At 62.8% G+C, this 22,839-nt stretch carries 20 protein-coding genes; 8 read left to right on the top strand and 12 right to left on the bottom strand.

From position 1 onward, the window contains the following. Window positions 1-5: 5 nt before the first annotated feature. From IB249_RS23705 to IB249_RS23690, 4 genes are all read left to right on the top strand, one after another. Entirely contained in the window at window positions 6-1,421 is a 1,416-nt protein-coding gene (locus IB249_RS23705) for a Y-family DNA polymerase (RefSeq protein ID WP_192308168.1), read from the top strand. Next, window positions 1,397-4,495 carry an error-prone DNA polymerase gene (locus IB249_RS23700; RefSeq protein WP_318653510.1) on the top strand — a complete coding sequence of 1,033 codons (3,099 nt, stop codon included), beginning with the start codon at window positions 1,397-1,399 and terminating at the stop codon, window positions 4,493-4,495. Before IB249_RS23705 ends, IB249_RS23700 begins: the two co-directional genes overlap by 25 nt. A 235-nt stretch (window positions 4,496-4,730) precedes the next feature. Next, entirely contained in the window at window positions 4,731-6,842 is a 2,112-nt protein-coding gene (locus IB249_RS23695) for a PAS domain-containing sensor histidine kinase (RefSeq protein ID WP_192308166.1), read from the top strand. 62 nt (window positions 6,843-6,904) lie between these two features. Continuing rightward, complete coding sequence (locus IB249_RS23690; RefSeq protein ID WP_192308165.1) at window positions 6,905-9,535, top strand: excinuclease ABC subunit UvrA; 2,631 nt, start codon at window positions 6,905-6,907, stop codon at window positions 9,533-9,535. A gap of 93 nt (window positions 9,536-9,628) precedes the next feature. On the opposite strand, the gene IB249_RS23685 is transcribed toward IB249_RS23690, so the two are convergent. From IB249_RS23685 to IB249_RS23660, 6 genes are read right to left on the bottom strand one after another with little or no spacing between them, the layout of a single operon-like run. Next, complete coding sequence (locus IB249_RS23685; protein WP_192308164.1) at window positions 9,629-11,575, bottom strand: response regulator; 1,947 nt, start codon at window positions 11,573-11,575, stop codon at window positions 9,629-9,631. Continuing rightward, on the bottom strand, window positions 11,565-12,440 hold the full coding sequence (locus tag IB249_RS23680; protein WP_192308163.1) for a sensor histidine kinase: 876 nt from the start codon (window positions 12,438-12,440) through the stop codon (window positions 11,565-11,567). The genes IB249_RS23685 and IB249_RS23680 overlap by 11 nt, the downstream gene beginning before the upstream one ends. Continuing rightward, on the bottom strand, window positions 12,433-13,437 hold the full coding sequence (locus IB249_RS23675) for an ATP-binding protein (protein ID WP_192308313.1): 1,005 nt from the start codon (window positions 13,435-13,437) through the stop codon (window positions 12,433-12,435). Before IB249_RS23675 ends, IB249_RS23680 begins: the two co-directional genes overlap by 8 nt. Beyond that, complete coding sequence (locus IB249_RS23670) at window positions 13,434-13,838, bottom strand: ATP-binding protein (RefSeq protein WP_192308162.1); 405 nt, start codon at window positions 13,836-13,838, stop codon at window positions 13,434-13,436. The genes IB249_RS23675 and IB249_RS23670 overlap by 4 nt, the downstream gene beginning before the upstream one ends. Then, window positions 13,835-14,197: an STAS domain-containing protein gene (locus IB249_RS23665; protein WP_192308161.1), complete on the bottom strand. Its 363-nt coding sequence runs from the start codon at window positions 14,195-14,197 to the stop codon at window positions 13,835-13,837. The genes IB249_RS23670 and IB249_RS23665 overlap by 4 nt, the downstream gene beginning before the upstream one ends. A gap of 4 nt (window positions 14,198-14,201) precedes the next feature. Continuing rightward, window positions 14,202-15,053: an STAS domain-containing protein gene (locus tag IB249_RS23660; protein WP_192308160.1), complete on the bottom strand. Its 852-nt coding sequence runs from the start codon at window positions 15,051-15,053 to the stop codon at window positions 14,202-14,204. 247 nt (window positions 15,054-15,300) lie between these two features. On the opposite strand from IB249_RS23660, the gene IB249_RS23655 reads away from it, so the two are divergent. Further along, window positions 15,301-15,489: a hypothetical protein gene (locus IB249_RS23655; protein ID WP_192308159.1), complete on the top strand. Its 189-nt coding sequence runs from the start codon at window positions 15,301-15,303 to the stop codon at window positions 15,487-15,489. Window positions 15,490-15,573: 84 nt separating this feature from the next. Here the strand turns inward: IB249_RS23655 and IB249_RS23650 are convergent, their stop codons facing one another. Next, on the bottom strand, window positions 15,574-16,095 hold the full coding sequence (locus tag IB249_RS23650) for a DUF4142 domain-containing protein (protein ID WP_192308158.1): 522 nt from the start codon (window positions 16,093-16,095) through the stop codon (window positions 15,574-15,576). 215 nt (window positions 16,096-16,310) lie between these two features. Here IB249_RS23650 and IB249_RS23645 point away from each other — a divergent pair, with 215 nt between their 5' ends. Both IB249_RS23645 and IB249_RS23640 read left to right on the top strand, forming a co-directional pair. Further along, entirely contained in the window at window positions 16,311-16,553 is a 243-nt protein-coding gene (locus IB249_RS23645) for a YdcH family protein (protein WP_192308157.1), read from the top strand. Window positions 16,554-16,661: 108 nt separating this feature from the next. Continuing rightward, a complete protein-coding gene (locus tag IB249_RS23640; protein WP_192308156.1) occupies window positions 16,662-16,904 on the top strand; it encodes a hypothetical protein in 243 nt (80 codons plus the stop codon). A 58-nt stretch (window positions 16,905-16,962) separates the two neighbouring features. Here IB249_RS23640 and IB249_RS23635 read toward each other — a convergent pair whose 3' ends face one another. The 5 genes from IB249_RS23635 to IB249_RS23615 all read right to left on the bottom strand — a co-directional run bounded on the left by IB249_RS23635 (window position 16,963) and on the right by IB249_RS23615 (window position 21,501). Next, window positions 16,963-18,054 carry an SMP-30/gluconolactonase/LRE family protein gene (locus IB249_RS23635; RefSeq protein ID WP_192308155.1) on the bottom strand — a complete coding sequence of 364 codons (1,092 nt, stop codon included), beginning with the start codon at window positions 18,052-18,054 and terminating at the stop codon, window positions 16,963-16,965. Further along, window positions 18,051-19,196, bottom strand: coding sequence for a sterol desaturase/SRPBCC family protein (locus IB249_RS23630; RefSeq protein ID WP_192308154.1), 1,146 nt, complete (start codon window positions 19,194-19,196; stop codon window positions 18,051-18,053). Before IB249_RS23630 ends, IB249_RS23635 begins: the two co-directional genes overlap by 4 nt. A gap of 105 nt (window positions 19,197-19,301) precedes the next feature. Further along, a complete protein-coding gene (locus IB249_RS23625) occupies window positions 19,302-20,165 on the bottom strand; it encodes a LysR family transcriptional regulator (RefSeq protein ID WP_192308153.1) in 864 nt (287 codons plus the stop codon). A gap of 260 nt (window positions 20,166-20,425) precedes the next feature. After that, on the bottom strand, window positions 20,426-20,740 hold the full coding sequence (locus IB249_RS23620) for an SCP2 sterol-binding domain-containing protein (RefSeq protein WP_192308152.1): 315 nt from the start codon (window positions 20,738-20,740) through the stop codon (window positions 20,426-20,428). A gap of 50 nt (window positions 20,741-20,790) precedes the next feature. Continuing rightward, on the bottom strand, window positions 20,791-21,501 hold the full coding sequence (locus tag IB249_RS23615) for a histidine phosphatase family protein (protein WP_192308151.1): 711 nt from the start codon (window positions 21,499-21,501) through the stop codon (window positions 20,791-20,793). Between the two features lie 201 nt (window positions 21,502-21,702). Here IB249_RS23615 and sohB point away from each other — a divergent pair, with 201 nt between their 5' ends. Next, window positions 21,703-22,725: a protease SohB gene (gene sohB / locus IB249_RS23610; protein ID WP_192308150.1), complete on the top strand. Its 1,023-nt coding sequence runs from the start codon at window positions 21,703-21,705 to the stop codon at window positions 22,723-22,725. Window positions 22,726-22,839 lie beyond the last annotated feature (114 nt).

Raw genomic sequence — 22,839 nt, 5'->3', positions numbered from 1 at the left:
TTGCCATGCGTTGGGTGTGCATTGTTTTCCCGCAATTGGCGCTGGACGCGGTACTGCGCCAGCGTACCGACCCTGATGAGCCGCTGGCGCTGCTGACCGGTCCGGCGCAGCGTCGGGTATTGCAGGCGGTCAATGCGTCGGCACGAGCCCTGGGCCTGCGCCCGGGCCAGTCGATGACCGCCGCCCAGGCGTTGAGCAAAGGTTTCGTCACGGCGGAATACGACGTCGCCGGGATCGAACACTGGCAACAGTTCCTGGCCGCCTGGGCCTATCGCTTCAGCGCCCAGGTCAGTGTGCATTACCCGCGGGCAGTGGTGTTTGAAATCGAGTCCAGCCTGGGCTTGTTCGGCAACTGGGCGCAACTGGAAGCGCGCTTGCGCGGCGAACTCGACGAACTGGGGTTTCGCCATCGAATCGTCGCCGCGCCCAACCCGGTGGCGGCGCGGATTCTGGCCAACGCCCATGACGGCCTGGTGGTACCCGACGATCAAGCCCTGCAGCATCACCTGGGGCCATTGCCCGTCGACCGCATCGGGCTCGAGGCCAGCGTCGCCACGGCGTTGTCGCGCATGGGGCTGCGTACCTTGAGCCAGGTGCAGGCGTTGCCCCGGCAGACCCTGGCCCGGCGTTTCGAGGCCCAGGTGCTCAAGCATCTGGACGCCTTGTTCGGCAGGCGGCGACTGGCGCTGGCGTTCTACTTGCCACCGGACCGTTTCGATGTGCGCATCGAACTCAACTTCGACGTGCAATCCCATCAGGCGCTACTGTTTCCGCTGCGCCGTCTGACCAGTGACCTGTCAGCGTTCCTCTGCGGGCGTGACAGTGGCGTGCAGCGGTTCGACCTGCATCTGGAGCACGCCGGCTTGCCGGACAGTGTGATCAAGGTGGGCCTGCTCAGCGCCGAGCGCGATCCGGCGATGCTCTTTGAACTGGCCCGTGGACGACTGGAACAGGTACAGGTCGAGGCCCCGGTGCGCGGTTTCCGTCTGCGCGCCGAAGACTTGCCGGCCTTCGTGCCGCAGGCTCAGGCGCTGTTCGACGACCGCCCACAGCAATCGTTGCCCTGGGAGCAATTGCGCGAACGCCTGCGCGCCCGACTGGGCGACGACGCGGTGCATGGCTTGCGGTTCCAGGCCGATCACCGGCCGGAGTGTGCGTGGCAGGCCCGTGACGATAACCAACGTTGCCCGGGCCTGCCGGGTGTGCAGCGTCCGGGCTGGCTGCTGACTGAACCGCAGGCGGTCCATGAAGCTTCGACGCGCATCCTCATGGGGCCCGAACGCATCGAGTCCGGCTGGTGGGACGGCGACGACGTGCGCCGCGATTACTACCTGATCGAGACCCGCACCGGCCAACATGGCTGGGCCTATCGCGCGGTCGGTGAGGACGGCCCGTTGTGGTTGCAGGGCTGGTTCGCATGAGCCTCGACTATGCCGAACTGCATTGCCTGTCGAACTTCAGTTTCCAGCGCGGTGCTTCCAGCGCCCTGGAACTGTTCCAGCGGGCGAAAAAACACGGTTATCAAGCCCTGGCGATCACCGACGAATGCACGCTGGCGGGGATTGTCCGCGCCTGGCAAGCGGCCAGATCGGTGGAGCTGCCGCTGATCATCGGCAGCGAAGTGCGGATCGAGGACGGTCCGAAGCTGGTGCTGCTGGTGGAGAACCTTGAAGGCTATCAGCACCTGTGCCGGCTGATCACCCGGGCGCGAAGGCGGACGCAGAAAGGCCAGTATCAGGTATTGCGTGAGGATTTCAGCGAACCGTTGCCGGGGTTGCTGGTGTTGTGGGTGCCGGATTCGGTCGATGACCTGGAACAGGGCCGCTGGCTCAGGCAGCTGTTTGCCGAGCGCCTGTGGCTGGCGGTGCAGTTGCATCGCGGCCAGGACGACCAGCGACGGCTGAATCAGTTGCTGGCGTTGGCAGGGGCGCTGGACATCCCCGCCGTGGCCAGCGGCGATGTGCACATGCACTGCCGTGGTCGGCGAGCCCTGCAGGACACCATGACCGCGATCCGTCATCACCTGCCGGTGGCCGACGCCGGGTTGCGCCTGCACCCCAACGGCGAACGGCATCTGCGCAGCCCCGAGCTGTTGCGCGAGCTGTACCCGGCCGCGTTGTTACAGGCGTCGGTGAACCTGGCCCGGCGCTGCACGTTTGACCTGGGGCAGTTGCGTTATCAATACCCCAGGGAGCTGGTGCCCGAGGGATACACCGCCAGTGCGTGGCTGCGGCAACTGACCAGGCAGGGGATCGCCTGGCGCTGGAAAAAAGGTGCCCCGATCAAAGTGCTGAGGCAAATCAACAAGGAACTGAAGCTGATTGCCGAGCTTGGCTATGAGAGCTATTTCCTCACCGTCCACGACGTGGTGCGTTTCGCCCGTGAGCAGCACATCCTCTGTCAGGGGCGCGGTTCGGCGGCCAACTCGGCGGTCTGCTACGCCCTGGGCATCACCGAGATCGACCCGGATCGCACCACGCTGCTGTTCGAGCGTTTCATGTCCAAAGAGCGCAACGAGCCGCCAGACATCGACGTGGATTTCGAACACGAGCGCCGCGAGGAAGTCCTGCAATACGTCTTCCGTCGTTATGGCCGGGGTCGCGCCGCGTTGACGGCCGTTGTCAGCACCTACCATGCCGCCGGTGCGGTGCGCGATGTGGCCAAGGCCCTGGGCCTGCCGCCGGATCAGATCAATGCGCTGGCTGACTGTTGTGGCCACTGGAGCGATGAAACCCCTCCGCTGGAACGCTTGCTCGAAGGCGGCTTCGACCCTGAAAGCCCGGTGCTGCGCCGCGTATTGAGCCTGACCGGGCAACTGATCGGCTTTCCCCGGCACCTGTCGCAGCATCCCGGCGGCTTCGTGATTTCCGAACAGCCACTGGACACCCTGGTGCCGGTGGAAAACGCCGCCATGGCGGACCGTACGATCATTCAGTGGGACAAGGACGACCTCGACGCGGTCGGTCTGCTCAAGGTCGACATCCTCGCGTTGGGCATGCTCAGTGCGATCCGCCGCTGTTTCGACCTGCTGCGCCGGCATCGCGACCTGGACCTGAGCCTGGCCACGATCCCGCCCGAAGACCGGCCGACCTATGAAATGATCAGTCGTGCCGACACCATTGGCGTGTTCCAGATCGAGTCTCGGGCGCAGATGTCGATGCTGCCCCGGCTCAAGCCGAAAACCTTCTACGATCTGGTGATCGAAGTGGCCATCGTCCGGCCGGGGCCGATTCAGGGCGGCATGGTGCACCCGTACCTGCGGCGGCGTAACAAGGAAGAGCCCGAGACGTACCCGTCGCCAGCGCTGGAGGTCGTGCTCAAGCGCACCCTCGGCGTACCGCTGTTCCAGGAGCAGGTGATGCAGATCGCCATTGTCGCCGCCGACTACGGCCCCGGCGAGGCCGACCAGCTGCGCCGCTCCATGGCCGCGTGGAAACGTCACGGCGGGCTCGAACCGCACAAGGAGCGCCTGGCTGCCGGCATGAAGAAAAACGGCTACACCGCCGAGTTCGCCGCGCAGATCTTCGAACAGATCAAAGGTTTCGGCAGCTACGGTTTTCCCGAGTCCCACGCCGCCAGTTTTGCCTTGCTGACCTACGCCAGTTGCTGGTTGAAATGCCATGAACCGGCGGCCTTCGCCTGTGCGCTGATCAACAGCTGGCCCATGGGGTTCTACAGCCCGGACCAGATTCTGCAGGATGCGCGCCGGCATCACCTGCAGGTTCGTCCGGTGGATGTGCGCGCCAGTGACTGGGATTGCAGCCTCGAGCCGGTCAGCGGCGCACAACCGGCGATTCGCCTGGGCCTGCGCATGATCAAGGGGTTTCGCGAGGACGATGCCCGTCGTATCGAAGCCGCGAGGTCGAAGGGGGCGTTTATCGACATCGCCGACCTGGGCGAGCGGGCGCGCCTGGAGGCCCGGGCGCAGGAACAACTGGCCGATGCCGGCGCCTTGCGCGGTTTGGCGGGCGATCGTCATCGAGCGCGCTGGGAAGTGGCGGGTGTGCAGAAGCAATTGGGGTTGTTCGCCGGTTTACCGAGCCAGGAAGAACCAGTGGTGTCACTGCCAAAACCCACGGTGGGCGAGAACCTGCTGGCCGACTACAACAGCCTCGGTACCACACTGGGCCCACACCCGCTGGCCCTGTTGCGCGGCGAATTGAAAGCCCGGCGCTGCCGCAGTTCCAGGGAGTTGCTGGCGCTCGAACATGGCCGCCCGGTCAGCGTCGCCGGGCTGGTGACCGGGCGACAGCGCCCGGGCACCGCCAGTGGCGTGACGTTCGTGACGCTGGAGGACGAGTTCGGCAACGTCAACGTGGTGGTCTGGCGCGACCTTGCCGAACGCCAGCGCAAGGTTCTGGTCGGGTCGCAGTTGCTCAAGGTCGATGGCCGCTGGGAGAGGGAAGGCGAAGTGCGCCACCTGATTGCCGGACGCTTGAGCGACCTGAGCCCGTTGCTGGACGGCATCAGCGTGCGCAGCCGGGATTTCCACTGATCCGCAGAGCCCATGTGGGAGCGAGCCTGCTCGCGATGGTCGTAAAAACGCCAAGGAGTGTCAGTTTTTCAGCGTCATCATTGACGACCATCGCGAGCAGGCTCGCTCCCACAGGGAAACGCGAGCATATCCGGAAATTCGCAAGCCGCTTAAATCAGCTATATCTCTATGAAACCATTGGCGTGCACGATGCTCGAAACAAACGGGCGTCAATTACAGGACTCAAAACCAGTCGATGCAATTTCTAGACGATAGCCACGGGTGTGCCGGATGGCGCGGCGAAATGGCCGGTCGAATCCGTACGTTCGACTGGAGTCATACCGAGTTGGGGGCGCTCGACACCTGGCCCGCCAGCCTGTGCAGCGCGGTGCAGATGTTGCTGGCTTCGCCGGTGCCGATCGTGATGCTGTGGGGGCGCCTGGGGTACATGATCTACAACGACGCCTATTCGGTATTTGCCGGTGGCCGTCATCCTTACCTGCTGGGGGCGCCGGTCGAGCTGGGCTGGCCGGAAGTCGCCGAGTTCAACCGCAACGTGCTCGACACCTGCCTGGCCGGCGGCACCTTGTCCTATCACAACAAGGCGCTGGTGCTGTTGCGCGATGGCGTTCCCGAAGACGTGTGGATGGACCTCTATTACAGCCCGGTGGCCGATGACCAGGGAACACCCGCCGGGGTCATGGCGATCGTGGTCGAGACCACTGATCATGTGATTTCCGAGCGCCGGCGCCAGGAAGCCGAGGCCGCCTACCGCGCCGACAATGAACGGGTACGCCTGGCGTTGAACGCCGGCGCCTTGCTCGGCTCGTTCGTCTGGGACCTCAAGGCTGACCGGCTCTCGGGCGATGAACGTTTTGCCCGGACCTTTTCCTATCCGCTCGGCCAGAACCTCGGTGACTTGCCGACGGACCATGCCGAATCACGGATTCATCCCGACGACGTTGGTTGGGTCAATGAACAGGTCAATCGCAGTGTCGCCACGGGTGAGCCTTTCAACGCCGAATACCGGGTCATGCGTGCCGACGACAGTTATCTGTGGGTACAAGCCAGCGGTTGTTGCGAGTTTGACGAACAGGGCAAGCCGTTTCGCTTTCCCGGCGTGTTGATCGACATCCACGAGCGCAAGACCGCCGAAGAGTCGCTGTTGAAATTCACCCGAAACCTCGAACAGCGTGTCGCCGACGAAGTGGGGGCGCGGCTGGCAGCGGAAGAGCAGTTGCGCCAATCGCAGAAACTCGAAGCCATCGGTGGCCTGACGGGCGGCGTGGCCCATGACTTCAACAACCTGCTGCAAGTGATTGCCGGCAACCTGCACTTGCTGGCGCGGCATGAACCGGAAAACGCCAATGTGCAGCGCCGGGTCACCGCGTCGATCGCTGCGGTCGAGCGCGGCGCGAAGCTGTCGTCGCAACTGCTTGCATTTGCCCGTCGCCAGCCGCTGTCGCCAACGGTCTGTGACCCCCGGCAGGTTTTCGAGGGGCTGGGCGAATTGCTGCAACGGACGCTGGGCGAAACCATTCGGATCGATGTCCGGCTGCCGCAGGCCTCCTGGTTCATTCACGTCGACCGCAATCAACTGGAAAACGCCATCCTCAACCTGGCGATCAATGCCCGCGACGCCATGCGCGGCGATGGGGTGATCGAACTGCATGCGCAAAACGTCACGCTCGACCGGCGCTTCTGCGCGGGCAAGGGCATCGTCGAGGGCGATTATGTGCGAGTTGGCCTGAGCGATACCGGCGTCGGCATGTCCCCGCAGGTGTTGGCCCAGGCCTTCGAGCCGTTTTTCACCACCAAGGCCGATGGCAAGGGCACGGGGCTGGGCCTGAGCATGGTCTTCGGCTTCGTCAAGCAGAGCGGTGGTCACATCGAGATGGCGAGTGTCGAAGGCGAGGGCACCCGGGTGCACCTGTACTTCCCGCGAAGCCGGCGGACCTTGCCCAGTGAGACGGACGCCCATGACACCCAGCATCACGGTGGTCATGAAACGATCCTGGTGGTCGAGGACAATGAGGCCGTGCGCACGTCGGTGGTGGAACTGCTGACCGAGGAAGGCTACCAGGTCCTGACGGCCGCCAACGCCGATGCTGCCATGCAGATGCTGCTGGAGGGTGTGGCGGTCCAGCTGATTTTCACCGACGTGGTCATGCCCGGCCTGATCAAGAGCACGGACCTGGCCGCCTGGGCCAAGGTCCAGACGCCTCCGGTGGCGGTGCTGTTCACCTCCGGCCACACCCGTGACATGATCTCGCGCAACCATCAACTGAGTCCCGACACGTTCCTGCTGAGCAAACCCTACCGCCCCGAAGCACTCACCCGGATGGTCCGGACCGTGCTCAATGGCTGAACACAACTGAAAATGGGGGAGCGGGGTATCAGAGTTTTCTTCAATTCAATCAAGGCCGCACAATGACCTCCAAACGCACCTCCAATCCTCCCTCAGGCATGGTCAGAGTGCGCGGGGCCCGTGAGCACAACCTCAAGAACGTCGACGTCGACATCCCCCGCGATGCCCTGGTGGTGTTTACCGGCGTGTCCGGTTCGGGCAAGTCGTCACTGGCGTTTTCGACCCTGTATGCCGAAGCGCAGCGACGCTATTTCGAATCCGTGGCCCCGTATGCGCGGCGCCTGATCGATCAGGTCGGGGTGCCGGACGTCGATTCCATCGAAGGCCTGCCACCGGCAGTGGCTTTGCAACAGCAGCGTGGCACGCCCAGCACGCGGTCCTCAGTGGGCAGCGTGACCACCTTGTCGAGCCTGATCCGCATGCTGTATTCCCGCGCCGGCAGTTATCCGGCGGGTCAGCCGATGCTGTACGCCGAGGACTTTTCGCCAAACACGCCCCAGGGCGCGTGCCCTGAATGCCATGGATTGGGGCGGGTGTATGAAGTCACCGAAGCGCTCATGGTCCCGGACCCGAGCCTGACCATCCGCCAGCGCGCCGTCGCCTCCTGGCCCATGGCGTGGCAGGGCCAGAACCTGCGCGACATCCTCGTGACTCTGGGTTATGACGTCGATAAACCCTGGCGCGACCTGCCGAAGAAGCAGCGCGACTGGATCCTCTTCACCGAGGAAACCCCGACCGTTCCGGTGTACGCCGGGCTCACCCCCGAAGAAACCCGCGTCGCCCTCAAGCGCAAGATGGAGCCGAGTTACCAGGGCACCTTCACCGGCGCCCGGCGCTACATTCTGCACACGTTCAGCCATTCCCAAAGTGCGTTGATGAAGAAACGCGTCTCGCAATTCATGATCGGCAGCCCGTGCCCGCTGTGCGCCGGCAAACGACTCAAGCGCGAGGCGCTGTCGGTGACGTTCGCCGGCTACGACATCGGCGAGTTGTCGCAGATGCCGTTGCTGCAAGTGGCCGAAGTCCTGAAGCCGGTCGCCGCGCACAGCTACCTCGAACAGGCCGATGAAGCCGGCGCCGTCATGACCCATGAACAGACTCGCCAAGCCCGGGAGGACCGCGCGGCCCATGGCGCCAGCGCCCACGCCAATGCCCCGGACGTGCGCCACACGCCGAACCTGTCGGTGGAAAAACGCCTGGCCGCGCAACGCATCGCCCAGGATCTTTTGGAACGGGTCAGCATCCTGACCGACCTGGGGCTCGGTTACCTGGCGCTGGAGCGCAGCACGCCGACCCTGTCATCCGGCGAGTTGCAGCGCCTGCGCCTGGCGACGCAACTGGGGTCGCAGTTGTTCGGGGTGATCTACGTGCTCGATGAGCCCTCGGCCGGCCTGCACCCGGCAGATGGCGAAGCGCTGTTCGACGCCCTGCAAGGTTTGAAAGCCGCGGGCAACACGGTGTTCGTGGTCGAACACGACCTGGAAACCATGCGCCGGGCCGATTGGCTGATCGATGTCGGCCCGGCCGCCGGCGAGCACGGCGGGCAAGTGCTGTACAGCGGGCCGCCCCAGGGCCTGGCTGGCGTGGAGAATTCGCAGACACGAGCCTACCTGTTCGCCGATCAGGTCAGTCAAACGTCCACCCGGCGCAAGCCGACGGACTGGCTGCGACTGGAGGGCATCACCCGCAACAACCTGGATAACCTGAGCGTCGAGTTCCCGTTGGGTTGCTTCACTGCCGTCACCGGTGTCTCGGGCTCCGGAAAGTCCAGCCTGGTCAGTCAGGCGCTGCTGGAGTTGGTGGGCGCGCATTTCGGGCGCGGGGTGGCGGAGGGCGAAGCGACCGAGTTGAGCCTGGAGGATGATGCGCCGCAGGCCAGTGGTGGCCAGGTCAGCGCCGGGCTGGAGTCGATCAAGCGCCTGGTGCAGGTTGACCAGAAACCCATCGGCCGTACGCCACGCTCGAACCTGGCGACCTACACCGGGCTGTTCGACAACGTGCGCAAGCTCTACGCGGCCACGGCCGAGGCGCAGGCCGCGGGTTACGACGCCGGCCAGTTCTCCTTCAACGTGGCCAAGGGCCGTTGCGCGACCTGCGAAGGCGAAGGCTTTGTCAGCGTCGAGTTGCTGTTCATGCCCAGCGTCTACGCACCTTGCCCGACGTGCCACGGCGCACGCTACAACCCCGAGACCCTGGCGATTACCCGGCAGGGCCTGAACATCGCCCAGGTGTTGCAGTTGACCGTGGACCAGGCGGTCGAGGTGTTCAGCGAGCAAGCCGGCATCCGGCGTTCGCTGGAAGTGCTGCGCGACATCGGCCTGGGGTATCTGCGGCTTGGCCAACCGGCGACCGAACTCTCCGGCGGTGAAGCCCAGCGCATCAAGCTGGCCACCGAACTGCAGCGCAATCAACGCGGGGCCACGCTGTATGTGCTCGACGAGCCCACCACCGGGCTGCATCCGCGGGATGTGGACCGCTTGCTGGAGCAACTGAACCATCTGGTGGCGGCGGGGCACACAGTGATTGTGGTCGAGCACGAAATGCGCGTGGTAGCGCAGAGTGACTGGGTGATCGACATCGGACCGGGAGCCGGAGACCGGGGCGGGAAGATCGTGGTGGCCGGGACGCCGCAGAAGGTGGCGGGCAGCAGGAAGAGTCGGACGGCGCCGTTTTTGGCCAGGGTTTTGGGTTGAAGCGTCTGGCTTCATCGCGAGCAGGATCGCTCCCACAGGTGATGCGGCGTACACAAAACACTGTGGGAGCGGGCCTGCTGGCGATTCACTGATCTATCCGGCGCCATCCAGACTGCGGCGAACCTTGTCCAGCAGCTCGCTGATCTGAAACGGCTTGATCAGCATGTCCATGCCATCGCCGAGAAACACCTGACGATTGAGGGCGTTTTCCGCGTAGCCGGTCATGAACAGGATCGGCAAGCCATCGCGCCAGCCCCGGGCGACGTCCGCCAGTTCCCGGCCGTTCATGCGCGGCAATCCCACGTCCGTCAGCATCAGGTCGATCGACGCGTCGTTCTGCAAGCGCTCGAGCGCGCCTTCGACATCTTCCACCTGGGTGCAGCGATAGCCGGCATCCACCAGCACCTCGGCGACGAACATGCGCACCGATGGCATGTCCTCGACAATCAGCACGTGCTCGCCAGTGCCTTGCGCGTCCACCACCGGCACTTGCTCCTGCTCGGTGGTCGGCTCGGTGCTGGCGGGTAGCATGATGGTCACTTCGGTGCCGCGTCGGGCCACGCTGCGAATGTGCGCGTCGCCCCCGGATTGCCGGGCGAAGCCGTAGATGCTCGACAGGCCCAGGCCCGTGCCCTGGCCCAGCGGCTTGGTGGTGAAAAACGGGTCGAAGACCTTGTCGATCACGCTGTGCTCGATGCCGGTGCCGTCGTCGCGTACCGCCAGTGCAACGTAGGCCCCGTCCACCAGTTTCGGGTCGCCGTGGGAGTACGCCGCATACGTGCTGACCCAGATATTGCCGCCCAGGGGCAAGGCATCGCGGGCGTTGATCACCAGGTTCAGCACGGCACTTTCCAGTTGAATCGGATCGACCAGGGCAATGGCTGCCTTGGACGTCAGTTCGAGTCTCAGGGTGATGTGCTCGCCGATGGTGCGCACCAGCAGCTCTTCCAGTGAGCGGACGTGTTCGTTGATGTCCACCGGCCGGGTATTGAGCGGTTGCTGACGAGCGAAGGCCAGCAAACGATGAGTCAGCGAAGCCGCGCTCATTGCCGAGTTCAAGGCCGCTTCGGCATAGAACCGGACCTTGTCGGGACGCGAATCGGCCATGCGCTTCTGGATCAGCTCCAGGCTGGTGATGATGCCGGTCAGCAGGTTGTTGAAGTCATGGGCGATACCGCCGGTCAACTTGCCCAGTGCATCCATTTTCTGCACCTGCAGCAACTGGGCTTCGGTGCGCACCCGCGAGGCGATTTCATGTTCCAGCTGCGAGGTGGCGTCATCCAGCCTGGCCAGGTGCGAACGCTCGCGGTGCCGATGCTCGGTGACGTCTTCGACGAACACCAGGCTCAACTCCGGCGTGCGGTAAGGCGAGATCTGCCACTCGGTTTCGCGCAGCTGATCCTCCACCCGCATGGTCAGCGTGCCTTTCCAGCGCTCGCCGACGCTCAGGCGCAGGCTCAGTTCATCGAGAATGGCGTCCTGTTCGTCGGCGAAGCATTCGCGCAGGGCGTTGGGGCCGTGATTGTTCTGGATCAGCCGGGAGAAGGCATGGTTGCATTCGTGCACCTTGAGCTGTGCATCGAGTACTGCAATGGGCGCCGACACGTTGACGAAAATCTCGCGGAAGCGAGCCTCGCTTTCACGCAGGGCTTTCTCAGTATCGCGCACCCGCAACAGGGTGCGCAGGGTCGCCAGCAACACATCGGCGTCCACCGGATGGATCAGGTAGGCATCGGCGCCGGCGTCCAGGCCGGTGATGATATCGCCGGACTGGATCGACGCCGCTGACACATGGATCACCGGGAGCAGGGCGGTGTCGGCTTCCGAGCGCAGTTTGCGCACGATGTCGAAGCCGCTCATGTCCGGCAGGTTGACGTCCAGAATCAGCGCGTCGAAGGTTTCACTGGCGATCAGTGCGAGCCCTTCACCCCCGGTGCCGGCTTCGAGCACCACGTAGCCGTGCCGTTCCAGGCGGCGCCGCAGGGCATAACGCGTGGCGACGTTGTCATCGACGATCAGCAGGCGGATATCACGTTTCATCGGCGGGCTCCGTGGCAATCGCCAGCGGGATGATCACGAAAAAGGTCGAACCGACCCCCGGCGTACTCTCGACCCCGACTTCACCGCCCAGCAAGGCGGCGAAGCGTTTGCACAGTGAGAGTCCCAGGCCCGTACCGCGCAAGCGTTTTTGCAAGGGCGAGTCGACCTGGGAGAAGTCTTCGAACAATGCACCAAGAAGCTCAGGAGCGATACCGATTCCGGTGTCCGTGACGGCAAAACGCACCCGGTCGCTGCCCTCCAGGCTGGCCGAGACGCGGACTTCGCCGCGCGTGGTGAATTTCAACGAGTTGGAGATGAAGTTGCGCAGAATCTGCCCGAGCTTCTTGTCATCGGTGTACAGCCTGGGCAGGCCGACCGGTTCCTCGAAGATCAGGTCCACCGCGCTGGCATCGACAATTGGCCGGAACATGCCGCGCAGGGCGGCGAACAGGTCGAACATATCGAACCAGGCGGGCGATATGCTGATGCGCCCGGCTTCGATCTTCGCCAGGTCGAGCAAGTCGTCGACCATGTCGCTCAATTCCCGCGCGGCGTTGCTGACGAAGCTCACCTGCTTGTGCTGTTCGGGACTCAGTGGCCCGTCGAGCTCGTCAGACAGCAGGCTGGTGATGCTCAGGATCGAGCCCAGTGGCGTGCGGAACTCATGGCTCATGTAGGACAGAAAGCGGCTTTTGAGGTCCGAGGCCTGGCGCAGTTGCTCGGCCTGCGTGTCCAGCTCGGCGTACAGCGCCAGTACACCCTGGTTGGTTTCGTCCAGTTCCTCGCGCAGGGCGTCGGCTTCGCCTTGCAACCGGGCCACCAGGGCGGTGTGTTCGTCCATTGGACTGAGGGGCGTATCAGTCATGGGCCGTCTCCAGAGCGATGACCAACACCGTGACGTCGTCCCGTCCACGGCAGAAATCACGGTGCAGGACAGCCGCGATCACGGCAGGGTGGCGATGCACCAGGCCGGGGTAATCTTGCAGGTTCCAACGCGATTGCAGGCCGTCGCTGTACATGATCAACAGATGTCCGTTCACGTGAGCATAGTCAAAGGGTTGGGCTTTGCGGTATTGCCCCCCGACGATGCCGGGGTGAGAGGCCAGGCCACGGGATGTATCCGGCGCGATCAGGCAGGCACCGATATTGCCGATGCCCACGAATCGCAGCCCCTCGCCATCGAATTGAGCGATGGCGAGTGCGCCGCCACGGGTGCCGGTCATGGCGACATGGATGTCGTCGAGCAACAGCAGAGGGGACGCGAAGGGCGACTGGGCAAAGGTTGTTTCGCCAGCGCGGGCAGCCCGCTCTGCCTCTATACCGTGCCCGAGACCGTCGATCACCAACGCGCTGATGCGCGGCCCGTCGAACGCCAGGTGCCAGACGTCGCCGCAGGCCGGATCGTTATGCAACGAGTGCTGGCTGACGCCGATCCGCCGGTCCGGGGCCTTGTCGTTGCGCGGGTACATGCGCGTCAACAGCACCGCCCCGCGGGCATCGGCGTAGACGTCGAACACCTCGGTCTGGCGCGACACGGCGCCCAAGCCGATACCCTGGGTGCCTCGGGTAGAAAATCCGTCGGTCAGGCACGCCTGCAAGTCGAAGCCCTGGGCGCGGTCGATGGCGAGGATTTCGATTCCCGCACCGCAAGCCCGTGGCAACAGCCTCAGGTGCAGTTCACCGTGGGTGGCGTGCTTGAGAATATTGCTGGCCAGCTCGGTAGCCACCAGCGCCACGCGTCCGGCGTCCGTGGCGTCAAAACCGTTGTTTTCCGCGAGCTGTTGAGCGATGCGACGTGCGTGACCGATCTGGCTGCTGTCTTCGATCGGCAGCACCTGGGTCATTGACCCGTTGATATTCATGTCCATCGGGTGATCGTTATGCGAGTGCCCTTGCCAGGCTCTGTATCGAGCTCGAATTCCTCCACCAGGCGCTTGGCCCCGGTCAGGCCCAGGCCCAGGCCGCTGCCGGAGGTCCAACCGTCGGTCATGGCCAGTTTGAGGTCGGGAATGCCCGGGCCTTCATCGCGAAACACCAGGCGCACACCGGTGCGTCCGTTTTCCTCGAGGATCTGCCAGTCCATGTTGCCGCCACCGCCATACACCATGGTGTTGCGCGCCAGCTCGCTGACGGCCGTCACCAGTTTGGTCAGGTCGATCAGGCGCATGCCGCATTCGGTGGCCAGCTTGCGCGTCAGTTGCCGGGCCAGCACCACGTCCTGCTCGATATTGATCGGTTGAGTGCCGCTGTCGCGCACGGTCATTGGTCGCGTACTCGATCCTGAAGCAGTTTCATGCCGCGCTCGACGTTCAGCGCGGTACTCACACCGGGCAGGGTCAGGCCGAGCTCGACCAAAGTGATTGCCACCGCGGGTTGCATGCCGACCAGCACGGTTTCGGCATCCATGATTTTCGACAGGCCGGAGATGGTGCCGATCATGCGCCCGATGAATGAATCGACCATGTCCAGCGCCGAGATGTCGATCAACACGCCGCGCGCCGATGTCTGGCTGATCCGTTCGGACAAGTCGTCCTGCAAGGTCAGGGCGAGCTGGTCGTGCATGTCGACCTGAATGGTCACCAGCAGGAAATCGCCCATTTTCAAGATAGGAATGCGTTCCATCGGCTTACACCGACTTGCTGACGGTAACGCCCAATCGCGTCAGCGCCAGCTTCAAGGCATCCGCGAGGTTGGCTTTGGTCACGACGCCTTGCAGGTCCAGGCCCAGGTGCACGATGGTCTGGGCGATCTGCGGCCGCACGCCGCTGATGATGCAGTCGGCACCCATCAGGCGAATGGCGGTGACGGTCTTGAGCAGGTGCTGTGCCACCAGGGTGTCGACGGTCGGCACGCCGGTGATGTCGATGATGGCGATTTCCGAGCCGGTATCGACGATGCGTTGCAACAGCGACTCCATCACCACCTGGGTACGTTGCGAATCGAGCGTGCCGATCATGGGCAGCGCCAGCACGCCATCCCACAGCTTGACCACCGGAGTCGACAGTTCGAGCAGCTCTTCCTGCTGGCGCTTGATCACTTCCTCACGGGATTTCTGGAACGTGCGGATGGTGTGCATGCCCAGGGTGTCGAGCAATTCCGAGACTTCCAAGAGCTGTTCGGCCAGCAGCGCCGGATTATCCTGAAGGTGGTTTTGCAGCACGGCGAACAATGGACCCTTCAACGCGAAGATGAAGCTGGCGGTCTGTTGCGAGTCCTGGCCGAGCAGGGCGCGGCTGCGGGACAGTTTTTCCAGGTACAGGCGAATCTCGTCCCAACCGGCCGAGGCCAGGTTCTGCCCATTGCCGGCTTCAAGACCGGCGATGATCAACTGCAGAAATTCCGCCGTCTGCTGTTTGACCTCCTGATCCTTGAGGTTGCGCGTGGCACCGCTGGTTTCAAGGCCTCCGAGCCAGTCGGCAATCAATTTGGTCTGGTTGTTCTTAATTGCTTCGAGTGTGCTGGTTTGCAGTGCAGCCATTGTGTGTCGACTCCTTGTAGGGTGCGCCGACTCCCCTGAATATGACCGGCGCACTTCAGTGACATTTGCCTACTGAAATAGTTGTTCGCCCCGCGAGGTTTATTTGCGTGGCGCAGGACTACTTTAGTCGGCACCGGCTGAAACTGCCGTCTTTTGCCCGCATTCAGTCATTGGATGGAACCCTGAACGGAGGGTGGCTTCGAAACTACAGGGCTGCCGTGTCAAGGCAGTGACGAACGAGGTAGGTATGAAAGAGCCATCGAAGACCCAGGACCAGGGACAGACAGCAGAGCCGGAGATCGCCGACCCGGCGGTCGACCAGAAGAACCGGCACACAGACAATGACAACGAATTCAGCCCCGGCTTCAAACCGAATCCAGACCGTCCGAAACCCAGTGATAACACCGATGCCGATATCGATACGGATGGGGGTTAGCGGTTGACGTTGAAAAAAGGTCCGCCTTCTTTGATTGAAGGCGGACCTTTTTTATCGGTAGCAGATGACGAGGGCGCGAGCTGATTACTTGCTCGGATGCGCCGCCTGCAGTTTCTTCGCCATTTCCAGGTGTTTCTCCAAGCCTGGCAGCATTTTCTGCGCGAAGCCTTTCAGCTCGGTCGCCCCTTTGACCTTGTCATCGGTCACGGTATTGGCTTGCTTTTTGAACAGTTCGATGGTGTCTTCGTGGGCCTTGACCTGATTGTTGGCATAGGCCGCATCGAACGACTCGTCACGCATGTCGAGGATCTTTTCCTTGGCCTGTTTGACCAGGGTCGTGGTGTCCGGCACCTCGATATCGTTTTTCTTGGCAATCGCGGCCAGTTCGTCGTTCGCCTTCGAGTGATCGGTGATCATCATATTGGCGAATGCCTTGATGTCCGCTGACTGGCTTTTTTCCAGGGCGAGCCGGCTGGTTTCGATTTCGGCGATGCCGCCCTCGGCGGCCGTGTCGACGAAGTCGTTGGAAGTGGCCGCGTAAGCCACGCCCATGCTGGTGCTCAGGGCAACGGCCAGAGCGAGGTTGCGAAAAGTAAATCCGTCCATTGGTCATTCTCCACGCTGGGTTTCAGGCGATCAGGCGATCGTTACTCAGTGGAGGCTGACGAGCGGTCAAAGGTTTACTCGGGTTTGCCAAAGGGCGACGAACGGACGCCGCTGGTCTGATAGGCGGTCGACAGAACCCGTCGACCGAGGCCATTCTGATCATTGGCGAGCGCAATTGACCGCGTTTGTCACTGATCAACTAACGGAGGTGTTCCATGCCGGTGCCACACAATCTTTATCAGGACTTGCATTGTTCAAAGGAAGATATCCAGCAAAGACGCACCAAGGATCCGTTACTGGATTCACTGCTCAACAAGTATCAGCAAGTGGACGCCGATGTGGTGAAGGCTGAAACGGCCCAATCGGATGCGCCCAGTGATGAAGCGCTGAAGAAGCTCAAGGAGAAGCGGCTGCAGGTCAAGGACAAGATCGTCCAGCAACTCCAGGCACCCTCCTGAAAGGGCCTTTCAGCCACCGACGAGCGGTGACTGAACATTTGGAACGGCGGTAAATCCCGGCACCTCGAATGGTAAGAGTCCGATTTCCGGCTCCATGCGAGGTGCCCCATGAACGACCCCAAATTCCCGAGCGAAGAGCAGGGCGGCTACGACCCCATCCCCACCGATCCCCAGCCCCTGAGCCCGGGGCGCACCACCGTCCATCCCGAAGACGAACCGGGCATCGACGAACTGCCGAACAACGAAGGTGCGATTCCCCTCAGGCAGGACGACGGCACCGACCTTGACCCGGAACGGGTGCGGGAGGAAACCGACAATGCCGAGCGCGATGGGCAGGACGATCCCCGCTGAACCCGGCGCGGGCAGCACAATGTGAGAGCGGGCTTGCTCGCTCCCACAGGGGACAGTGTCAATCCTGCAACGCCGTGCTCAACGGCAACCGCGCCAGGTGCTTTTCCTTCAACGAGCCGACATACAACCACTCCCCATACTCACGCACCGTGGTGATCGGCGAATAATTGCCGCTGGTGCCATCCTGCAGGTTGGCGATCACCTTGCCCTCGAGGTCCAGGCCCAGCGCAAAACCGCGTTTCTCCACCGGTTTGGGAAGTACGGTCAGCGCCCGTGTGATCATCTTGCGCACGAAGGGGTGTGGCGCCGTGGCGTCGAGCAAGGCATTGCGCGGCGCGTACAGCGCCACCCAAAAGCGGTCCCGGCCATTGAACGACAGGTTGTCGGGCAGCCCCGGCAAATTGTCGATGAACAGGTCGTGGGTGCCGGCCTTTGGTCCGCTGAGCCAATAACGGCTGATGCGGTAGGCGCCGGTTTCGTTGACCAGGACAAAAGCCTCGTCCGGCCCCAGGCTCACGCCGTTGGCAAACTCCAGCTTGTCCAGCAGGAGGGCGGTTTTACCGGTCTGGAAGTCATAGCGCAGCAGGCGGCCATCACCGCTGTGTTCGATGATCGCCTCGCCGTCGTGGCCGTAGCCGAAGCGGCTGGAGGCATCGGTGAAATAGGCGTAGTGGCCGGACTTGTCGATGACCACGTCGTCGGTGAAACCGAAGGGCACGCCATTGGCCGCCGTGGACAGTGCAATCAGGCGACCCTGGGCGTCCAGTGACAGCAGGCCCTTGACCGCATCGGCGATCACCAGCAACCCGTTGGGGTGACGCGCCAAGCCCAAGGGACGGCCACCGGTATCGGCCAGCACCTTGGTGGTCTTGCCATCGAGACTGCTGCGGATCAGCCGGCCGTCATGCAAGCCGGTGATGAGCACGTCGTTCTCCAGCAGCAAGGCTTCCGGACCGTCGATATCGTCAGGTCCGACGCGTTCCAGGCTTTTCAGGCGCTGGTTGTCGGCATAGGGGCTGCTGGCCAGTGAAGGCGCCGGCAGCGGCGTCCAGGCCACCGGTTGCACCCTGGTCGGCATGAGCAACAGGAAGGCGGCCATGGCGACGATGACAGACAGGACCAGATGATGAAACCTGACGCTTCGCCTCACGCGGTGACTCCTGTGCCCGCCAGGTTCCGTTCGGCCCTCTCACGCAAGGCCCGCATCGAGGCGGCCGACTCCCGATCGATGCGGCGCTTGAGCAGCAGGCGATTGGCGATACGCATGGCCAGGCCACTGAATTGATACTCGAGGGTGCGGATAAACCGCGTGCCGTCGTCTTCGGCAGAGCATTCGTAAGTGAGCACCAGCGACAGGCCATTGTCACCATAAGCCTGGGCGCTCCAGCGCCGGCCGGGCAGAAACTCGGTGACCACCCAGCGCAGGTGTCCGTCGCGTCCACCCGCCCGGATGTCCTCCTCGAAGCGTGCACCAGCATGCAGTGCACCGCCCTGGCCCTCGATCCTGAGCGACGAGGGGTGCCACTCCGGCCAACGGGTGACGGTGCTGGCGTAGGCGAGCACATCAATCGGATTGCCGGCAATCTTGATCTGATGCTGCATGCGGGTCATGGGCGTTCTCGTCATGTCCAGGCGGGTGGGCTCGGGCTCCCAGTAGAGGGTGCCGAACAGGTAGTCCATCAGAGGGAAAACGATGTTGAAATTGCGTTCCTGCATCAGTTCACGTCGGTGATGCAGCTCATGCAGACGGCGCATCTGCCGAATCCACGGCCAACGTGTCAGGGGATGGGTGTGGGGCAGGTGTTCGCAGGCATGAAACACCTCATAAGCCAGGTAACCCAGGACCAGAAAGCCACCGACCAGGCCGGCGACGTTGGTGTCGAACCGTTGCAACAGCCACCAGATCGGCAGGGCGACGAGCAGCGTGTGCACGACGATCAGCCAGGCCGGGAACAGGATGACGCGCCAGTCGCGCGGCTCATCCCAGGACATGCTGCCGGGCGCGAAAAAGCTGTGGTGGTCACCGGCATGGCGCGCGTAGAACATTCGCGCAAAGCGTTTCTTGTGATGCCCCAGGTGGCGATGCACCCCGTATACGCCCAGGTTGAACAGCAGCAGGGTCACGGGCACTGCCAGCCATTGCAGTGGCAGCACCTGATGCACCGTGCTCCAGAATGCCACGATGGCCAGCAGGCCGAACAGCAGGACAAAGGCGCCATGCAGCCAAGGGTTGTAGCGGGGATGAATGGCCGCCCGGTAGCGGCGGCGAAAAGCTTCGGTGGTCTGCCTCACTGCATGCACCCGCGTTTTATCGTTATCCCAGCAGATTAGCCGATCTCGCCGCCTGCGCAGCTCGAACCAGGGGACACAAACGCCATGTTCCGGTGAAAAGCGGACTCAGGTCAGCGGGTTCCAGCGCTGCGACCAGTCATCGTCGGAGCGGATCACTTCACGCAGCAGGTCGAACGCCCGTTGCAGGGTCGCCGAATCGCGGTCACGGGAGTAGACAAGGTAGGTCGGGTAGCTGAATTCCGGTGACTTGGGCACCTGCTCCAGCATGCCGCTTTGCAGGTAGCTCTGCACGACGCGGGTACGGAAGTAACCGCTGCCGCCATTTTCCAGGATGTACTGCAACGCCAGGGGGCCAAGGTTGAAGCTCAGCGCCGCCTTGGCTTTTTCCGGCAGGGCGGCATCGTGCTGGCGCCGGAAATCCTGACCCCAGTCGATGTACACGTAGGGCGTCTCGCGACCGGGTTGGCGCACCAGAATGAGCTTTTCCTCCAGAATCTGCTCGACCTGCAAGCGCGGCCAGTATTCCGGCTGATAGACCAGGGCTGCATCCAGTACCCCCAGCTCCAGTTGTCGCAGCAGGTTTTCGCCGTCACGGATTTCCATGCGCAGCGCGTGGCTGGGAATTTTCTCCCGCAACTCACCCGCCCAACTGAGCATCAACGGGTTGCACAGGCTGACCTCGCCACCGATGTGCAGGACGTCGTGATAACCCTCCGGCAGCGGAAGATCCCGACGCGCCGCTTCCCAGGTCTCGACCAGTTGATTGGCATACACCACGAAGGCTTCGCCGTTGGGCGTGAGGCGGGCTCCGGCGCGATTGCGCACAAACAGGGTGCTGCCCAGTTGGCTCTCGAGTTTCTGCACCCGTGCGGTAATCGCGGTCTGGGTAACGTGGAGCTTTTCTGCGGCCGCGGCGAGGCTGCCGTGGCGAACGATTTCCAGAAAGGTGCGGGCGAGATCGATGTCCATGGGATAGCCGGTGCGGGAAGTGGTGGCATTGTAAGAGCACTGTGGCGAGATGTCACAGCCGCGACAGGTGGCGTCGCTTACGATAAATCCGTAGCAACGGACGTGCTGTGGGCGGCGCTCCGGCCAAGGCCATCACCGCCAGCATCAATGACACCTGACGCGCCGCACCCGCGACAGGCTTGTTCCCACAATGGGCGACACCGGCCCTGAAACGACGAAACCCGCCACAAGGGCGGGTTTCGTGTGCAGTCGAGGCCGTCTTACGCCGGGAACAGCTCGGACAGTTTCATCGCCAGCATCATGTCGCCTTCAGCACGCAGTTTTCCGCCCATGAAGGCCTGCATGCCGTCGGTCTCACCGCTGACGATGCCTTCCAGGGTCTCGCCGTCCATCACCAGGGTGACCTGGGCGTCAGGGTTTTCGCCTTCTTTCAGCTCGCAGGTGCTGTCCTTGACGATCAGCGAGAAGTGCTTGGTGTCGTCGATGCGAAAACCGAAGACCAGGTCCAGACCGGCAGCAGCGGCTGGGTTGAACTTGGCTTGCATTGCTTGTACGGCATCAGCTACGGAGGTCATGGTTCGATCCTTTTTGGGTGGGTTACAGCCAGGGTCACAACAGTCCGGACTCAGCGAAACGTGATGAGTTCCGGGGCTTTCAACAGCTGCAGGTGCGCATGACTGTTGAAAGAAGCCAGTGCCACCTCGCGACCACGAAACTTCAGTTGGTTGAGCGAGGTGTTGACGATTTGCCAATTCAGTTCAAACGCCTGGCGGGCAGGCATTTGCGTAATCAGGTGGAGCAGGGCGGTGATGGTGCCGCCGGAGGTGAACACGGCGATTTTCTGGGTGTTGTCGGCGCTCTCCAGGATCCGCTGCAAGCCGGCCTGAACCCGTTCGACAAAGCCCAGCCAGCTTTCCAGGCCCGGGGTGTCATAGGTCCCGGCCAGCCAGCGCTCGATGATCAGGGCGAAGATGCGCTGGAACTCGCTGCGGTTTTGCGCGGCGTTGCGCAGGATATCCAGCGCTTCGGGCTCGTCATCGAGCATGGCCGGCAACAGGGCGCGGATCACCGCGTCGGCATCGAACTCGTTGAACGCGGAATCGGTTTCGATGATCGGCACCGGCAGCCCCACGGCGGCGAACTGTTCCAGTGCGCTGCTGGCGGTATGTTGCTGGCGACGCAGGTCGCCTGCCAGGCAACGATCAAAGCTCAGGCCCAGCCCGGCGAGGTGCTGGCCGAGGACTTGCGCCTGGCGAATGCCGGTCGGCGACAGGACGTCATAATCGTCTGCACCAAAGGAGGCCTGGCCATGTCGAATCAGATAGATACTGCCCACGTCCGCGTCTTCCCGGTACGTTGAAGGTTCGGCGAGGTTATGAGGATGAGGGTGAGCTGTCAATGAAAAAACATACGCTTGTTTGAAATGCCCGTTACAGGCCTGTTGCCAAAGGTTTCCGGCTGGCCGCAGGGCCGGCGCATGGGTATGCTGGTGCCATCCCGCGCGCGTTGTGCAGCGCATCGTATTGAAGGAGTCCCTGTGGATTTTTTGACCGATTACGCCATTTTCCTGGCTAAAACCGTGACACTGGTGATCGCCATCCTGGTGGTCCTGGCCAGTTTCGCGGCCTTGCGCAGCAAAGGGCGTCGCAAATCGAGCGGCCAGTTGCAAGTCAGCAAACTCAACGATTTCTACAAGGGACTGCGTGAACGCCTGGAGCAGACCCTGCTGGACAAGGACCAGCTCAAGGCCCTGCGCAAGGTCGAGGCCAAGAGCGATAAGAAGCAAAAGAAGAAACCGGAAGCCAAACCCCGGGTGTTCGTGCTGGATTTCGACGGCGACATCAAGGCCTCGGCCACTGAAAGCCTGCGCCACGAAATCACGGCGCTGCTGACCCTGGCCACGCCCAAGGATGAAGTGGTGCTGCGCCTGGAAAGCGGTGGCGGCATGGTCCACAGCTACGGCCTGGCGTCTTCGCAACTGGCGCGTATCCGCGATGCCGGTGTACCGCTGACCGTCTGCATCGACAAGGTCGCGGCCAGCGGCGGCTACATGATGGCGTGCATCGGCGAGAAGATCATCAGCGCACCGTTCGCCATTCTCGGCTCGATTGGCGTGGTGGCGCAGTTGCCCAACGTCAACCGCCTGCTGAAAAAGCATGACATCGACTTTGAAGTGCTGACCGCCGGCGAGTACAAGCGTACGCTCACCGTGTTTGGTGAAAACACCGAGAAAGGTCGCGAGAAATTCCAGGAGGACCTGGACATCACCCACCAGTTGTTCAAGAACTTCGTGTCGCGCTATCGCCCGCAATTGGCCATCGACGAAGTCGCCACCGGGGAAATCTGGCTCGGTGTCGCCGCGCTGGACAAGCAGTTGGTGGACGAGCTGAAAACCAGCGATGAATACCTGGCCGAACGGGCGAAGAAGTCCGAGCTTTTTCACCTGCACTACGCCGAGCGCAAAAGCCTGCAGGAACGTATCGGCATGGCGGCCAGCGGTTCGGTAGATCGCGTACTGCTGAGCTGGTGGAGCCGTCTGACCCAGCAACGCTTCTGGTAAGCCCAGGGCAGGGTCCCGTGACCTGAATCAGCCTCAGGACCCTGCTGCATACCGAGCCCGAACGGCTGCGGTACATATCTGTTTTTACTACCCTGATTCCGGGTGTTTTAACGC

This window comes from Pseudomonas sp. PDM04 (assembly GCF_014851765.1).
Classification (GTDB): Bacteria; Pseudomonadota; Gammaproteobacteria; order Pseudomonadales; family Pseudomonadaceae; genus Aquipseudomonas.
Note: the sequence above shows the minus strand (reverse complement) of the source record. Positions and strands in the feature narration are given on the sequence as shown.

Coding starts and splice junctions, on each gene's coding strand:
- IB249_RS23705 (WP_192308168.1), top strand. CDS start 6: ATGCGTTGGGTGTGCATTGTTTTCCCGCAATTGGCGCTGGACGCGGTA.
- IB249_RS23695 (WP_192308166.1), top strand. CDS start 4,731: ATGCAATTTCTAGACGATAGCCACGGGTGTGCCGGATGGCGCGGCGAA.
- IB249_RS23690 (WP_192308165.1), top strand. CDS start 6,905: ATGACCTCCAAACGCACCTCCAATCCTCCCTCAGGCATGGTCAGAGTG.
- IB249_RS23685 (WP_192308164.1), bottom strand. CDS start 11,575: ATGAAACGTGATATCCGCCTGCTGATCGTCGATGACAACGTCGCCACG.
- IB249_RS23680 (WP_192308163.1), bottom strand. CDS start 12,440: ATGACTGATACGCCCCTCAGTCCAATGGACGAACACACCGCCCTGGTG.
- IB249_RS23675 (WP_192308313.1), bottom strand. CDS start 13,437: ATGAATATCAACGGGTCAATGACCCAGGTGCTGCCGATCGAAGACAGC.
- IB249_RS23670 (WP_192308162.1), bottom strand. CDS start 13,838: ATGACCGTGCGCGACAGCGGCACTCAACCGATCAATATCGAGCAGGAC.
- IB249_RS23665 (WP_192308161.1), bottom strand. CDS start 14,197: ATGGAACGCATTCCTATCTTGAAAATGGGCGATTTCCTGCTGGTGACC.
- IB249_RS23660 (WP_192308160.1), bottom strand. CDS start 15,053: ATGGCTGCACTGCAAACCAGCACACTCGAAGCAATTAAGAACAACCAG.
- IB249_RS23655 (WP_192308159.1), top strand. CDS start 15,301: ATGAAAGAGCCATCGAAGACCCAGGACCAGGGACAGACAGCAGAGCCG.
- IB249_RS23650 (WP_192308158.1), bottom strand. CDS start 16,095: ATGGACGGATTTACTTTTCGCAACCTCGCTCTGGCCGTTGCCCTGAGC.
- IB249_RS23645 (WP_192308157.1), top strand. CDS start 16,311: ATGCCGGTGCCACACAATCTTTATCAGGACTTGCATTGTTCAAAGGAA.
- IB249_RS23640 (WP_192308156.1), top strand. CDS start 16,662: ATGAACGACCCCAAATTCCCGAGCGAAGAGCAGGGCGGCTACGACCCC.
- IB249_RS23625 (WP_192308153.1), bottom strand. CDS start 20,165: ATGGACATCGATCTCGCCCGCACCTTTCTGGAAATCGTTCGCCACGGC.
- IB249_RS23620 (WP_192308152.1), bottom strand. CDS start 20,740: ATGACCTCCGTAGCTGATGCCGTACAAGCAATGCAAGCCAAGTTCAAC.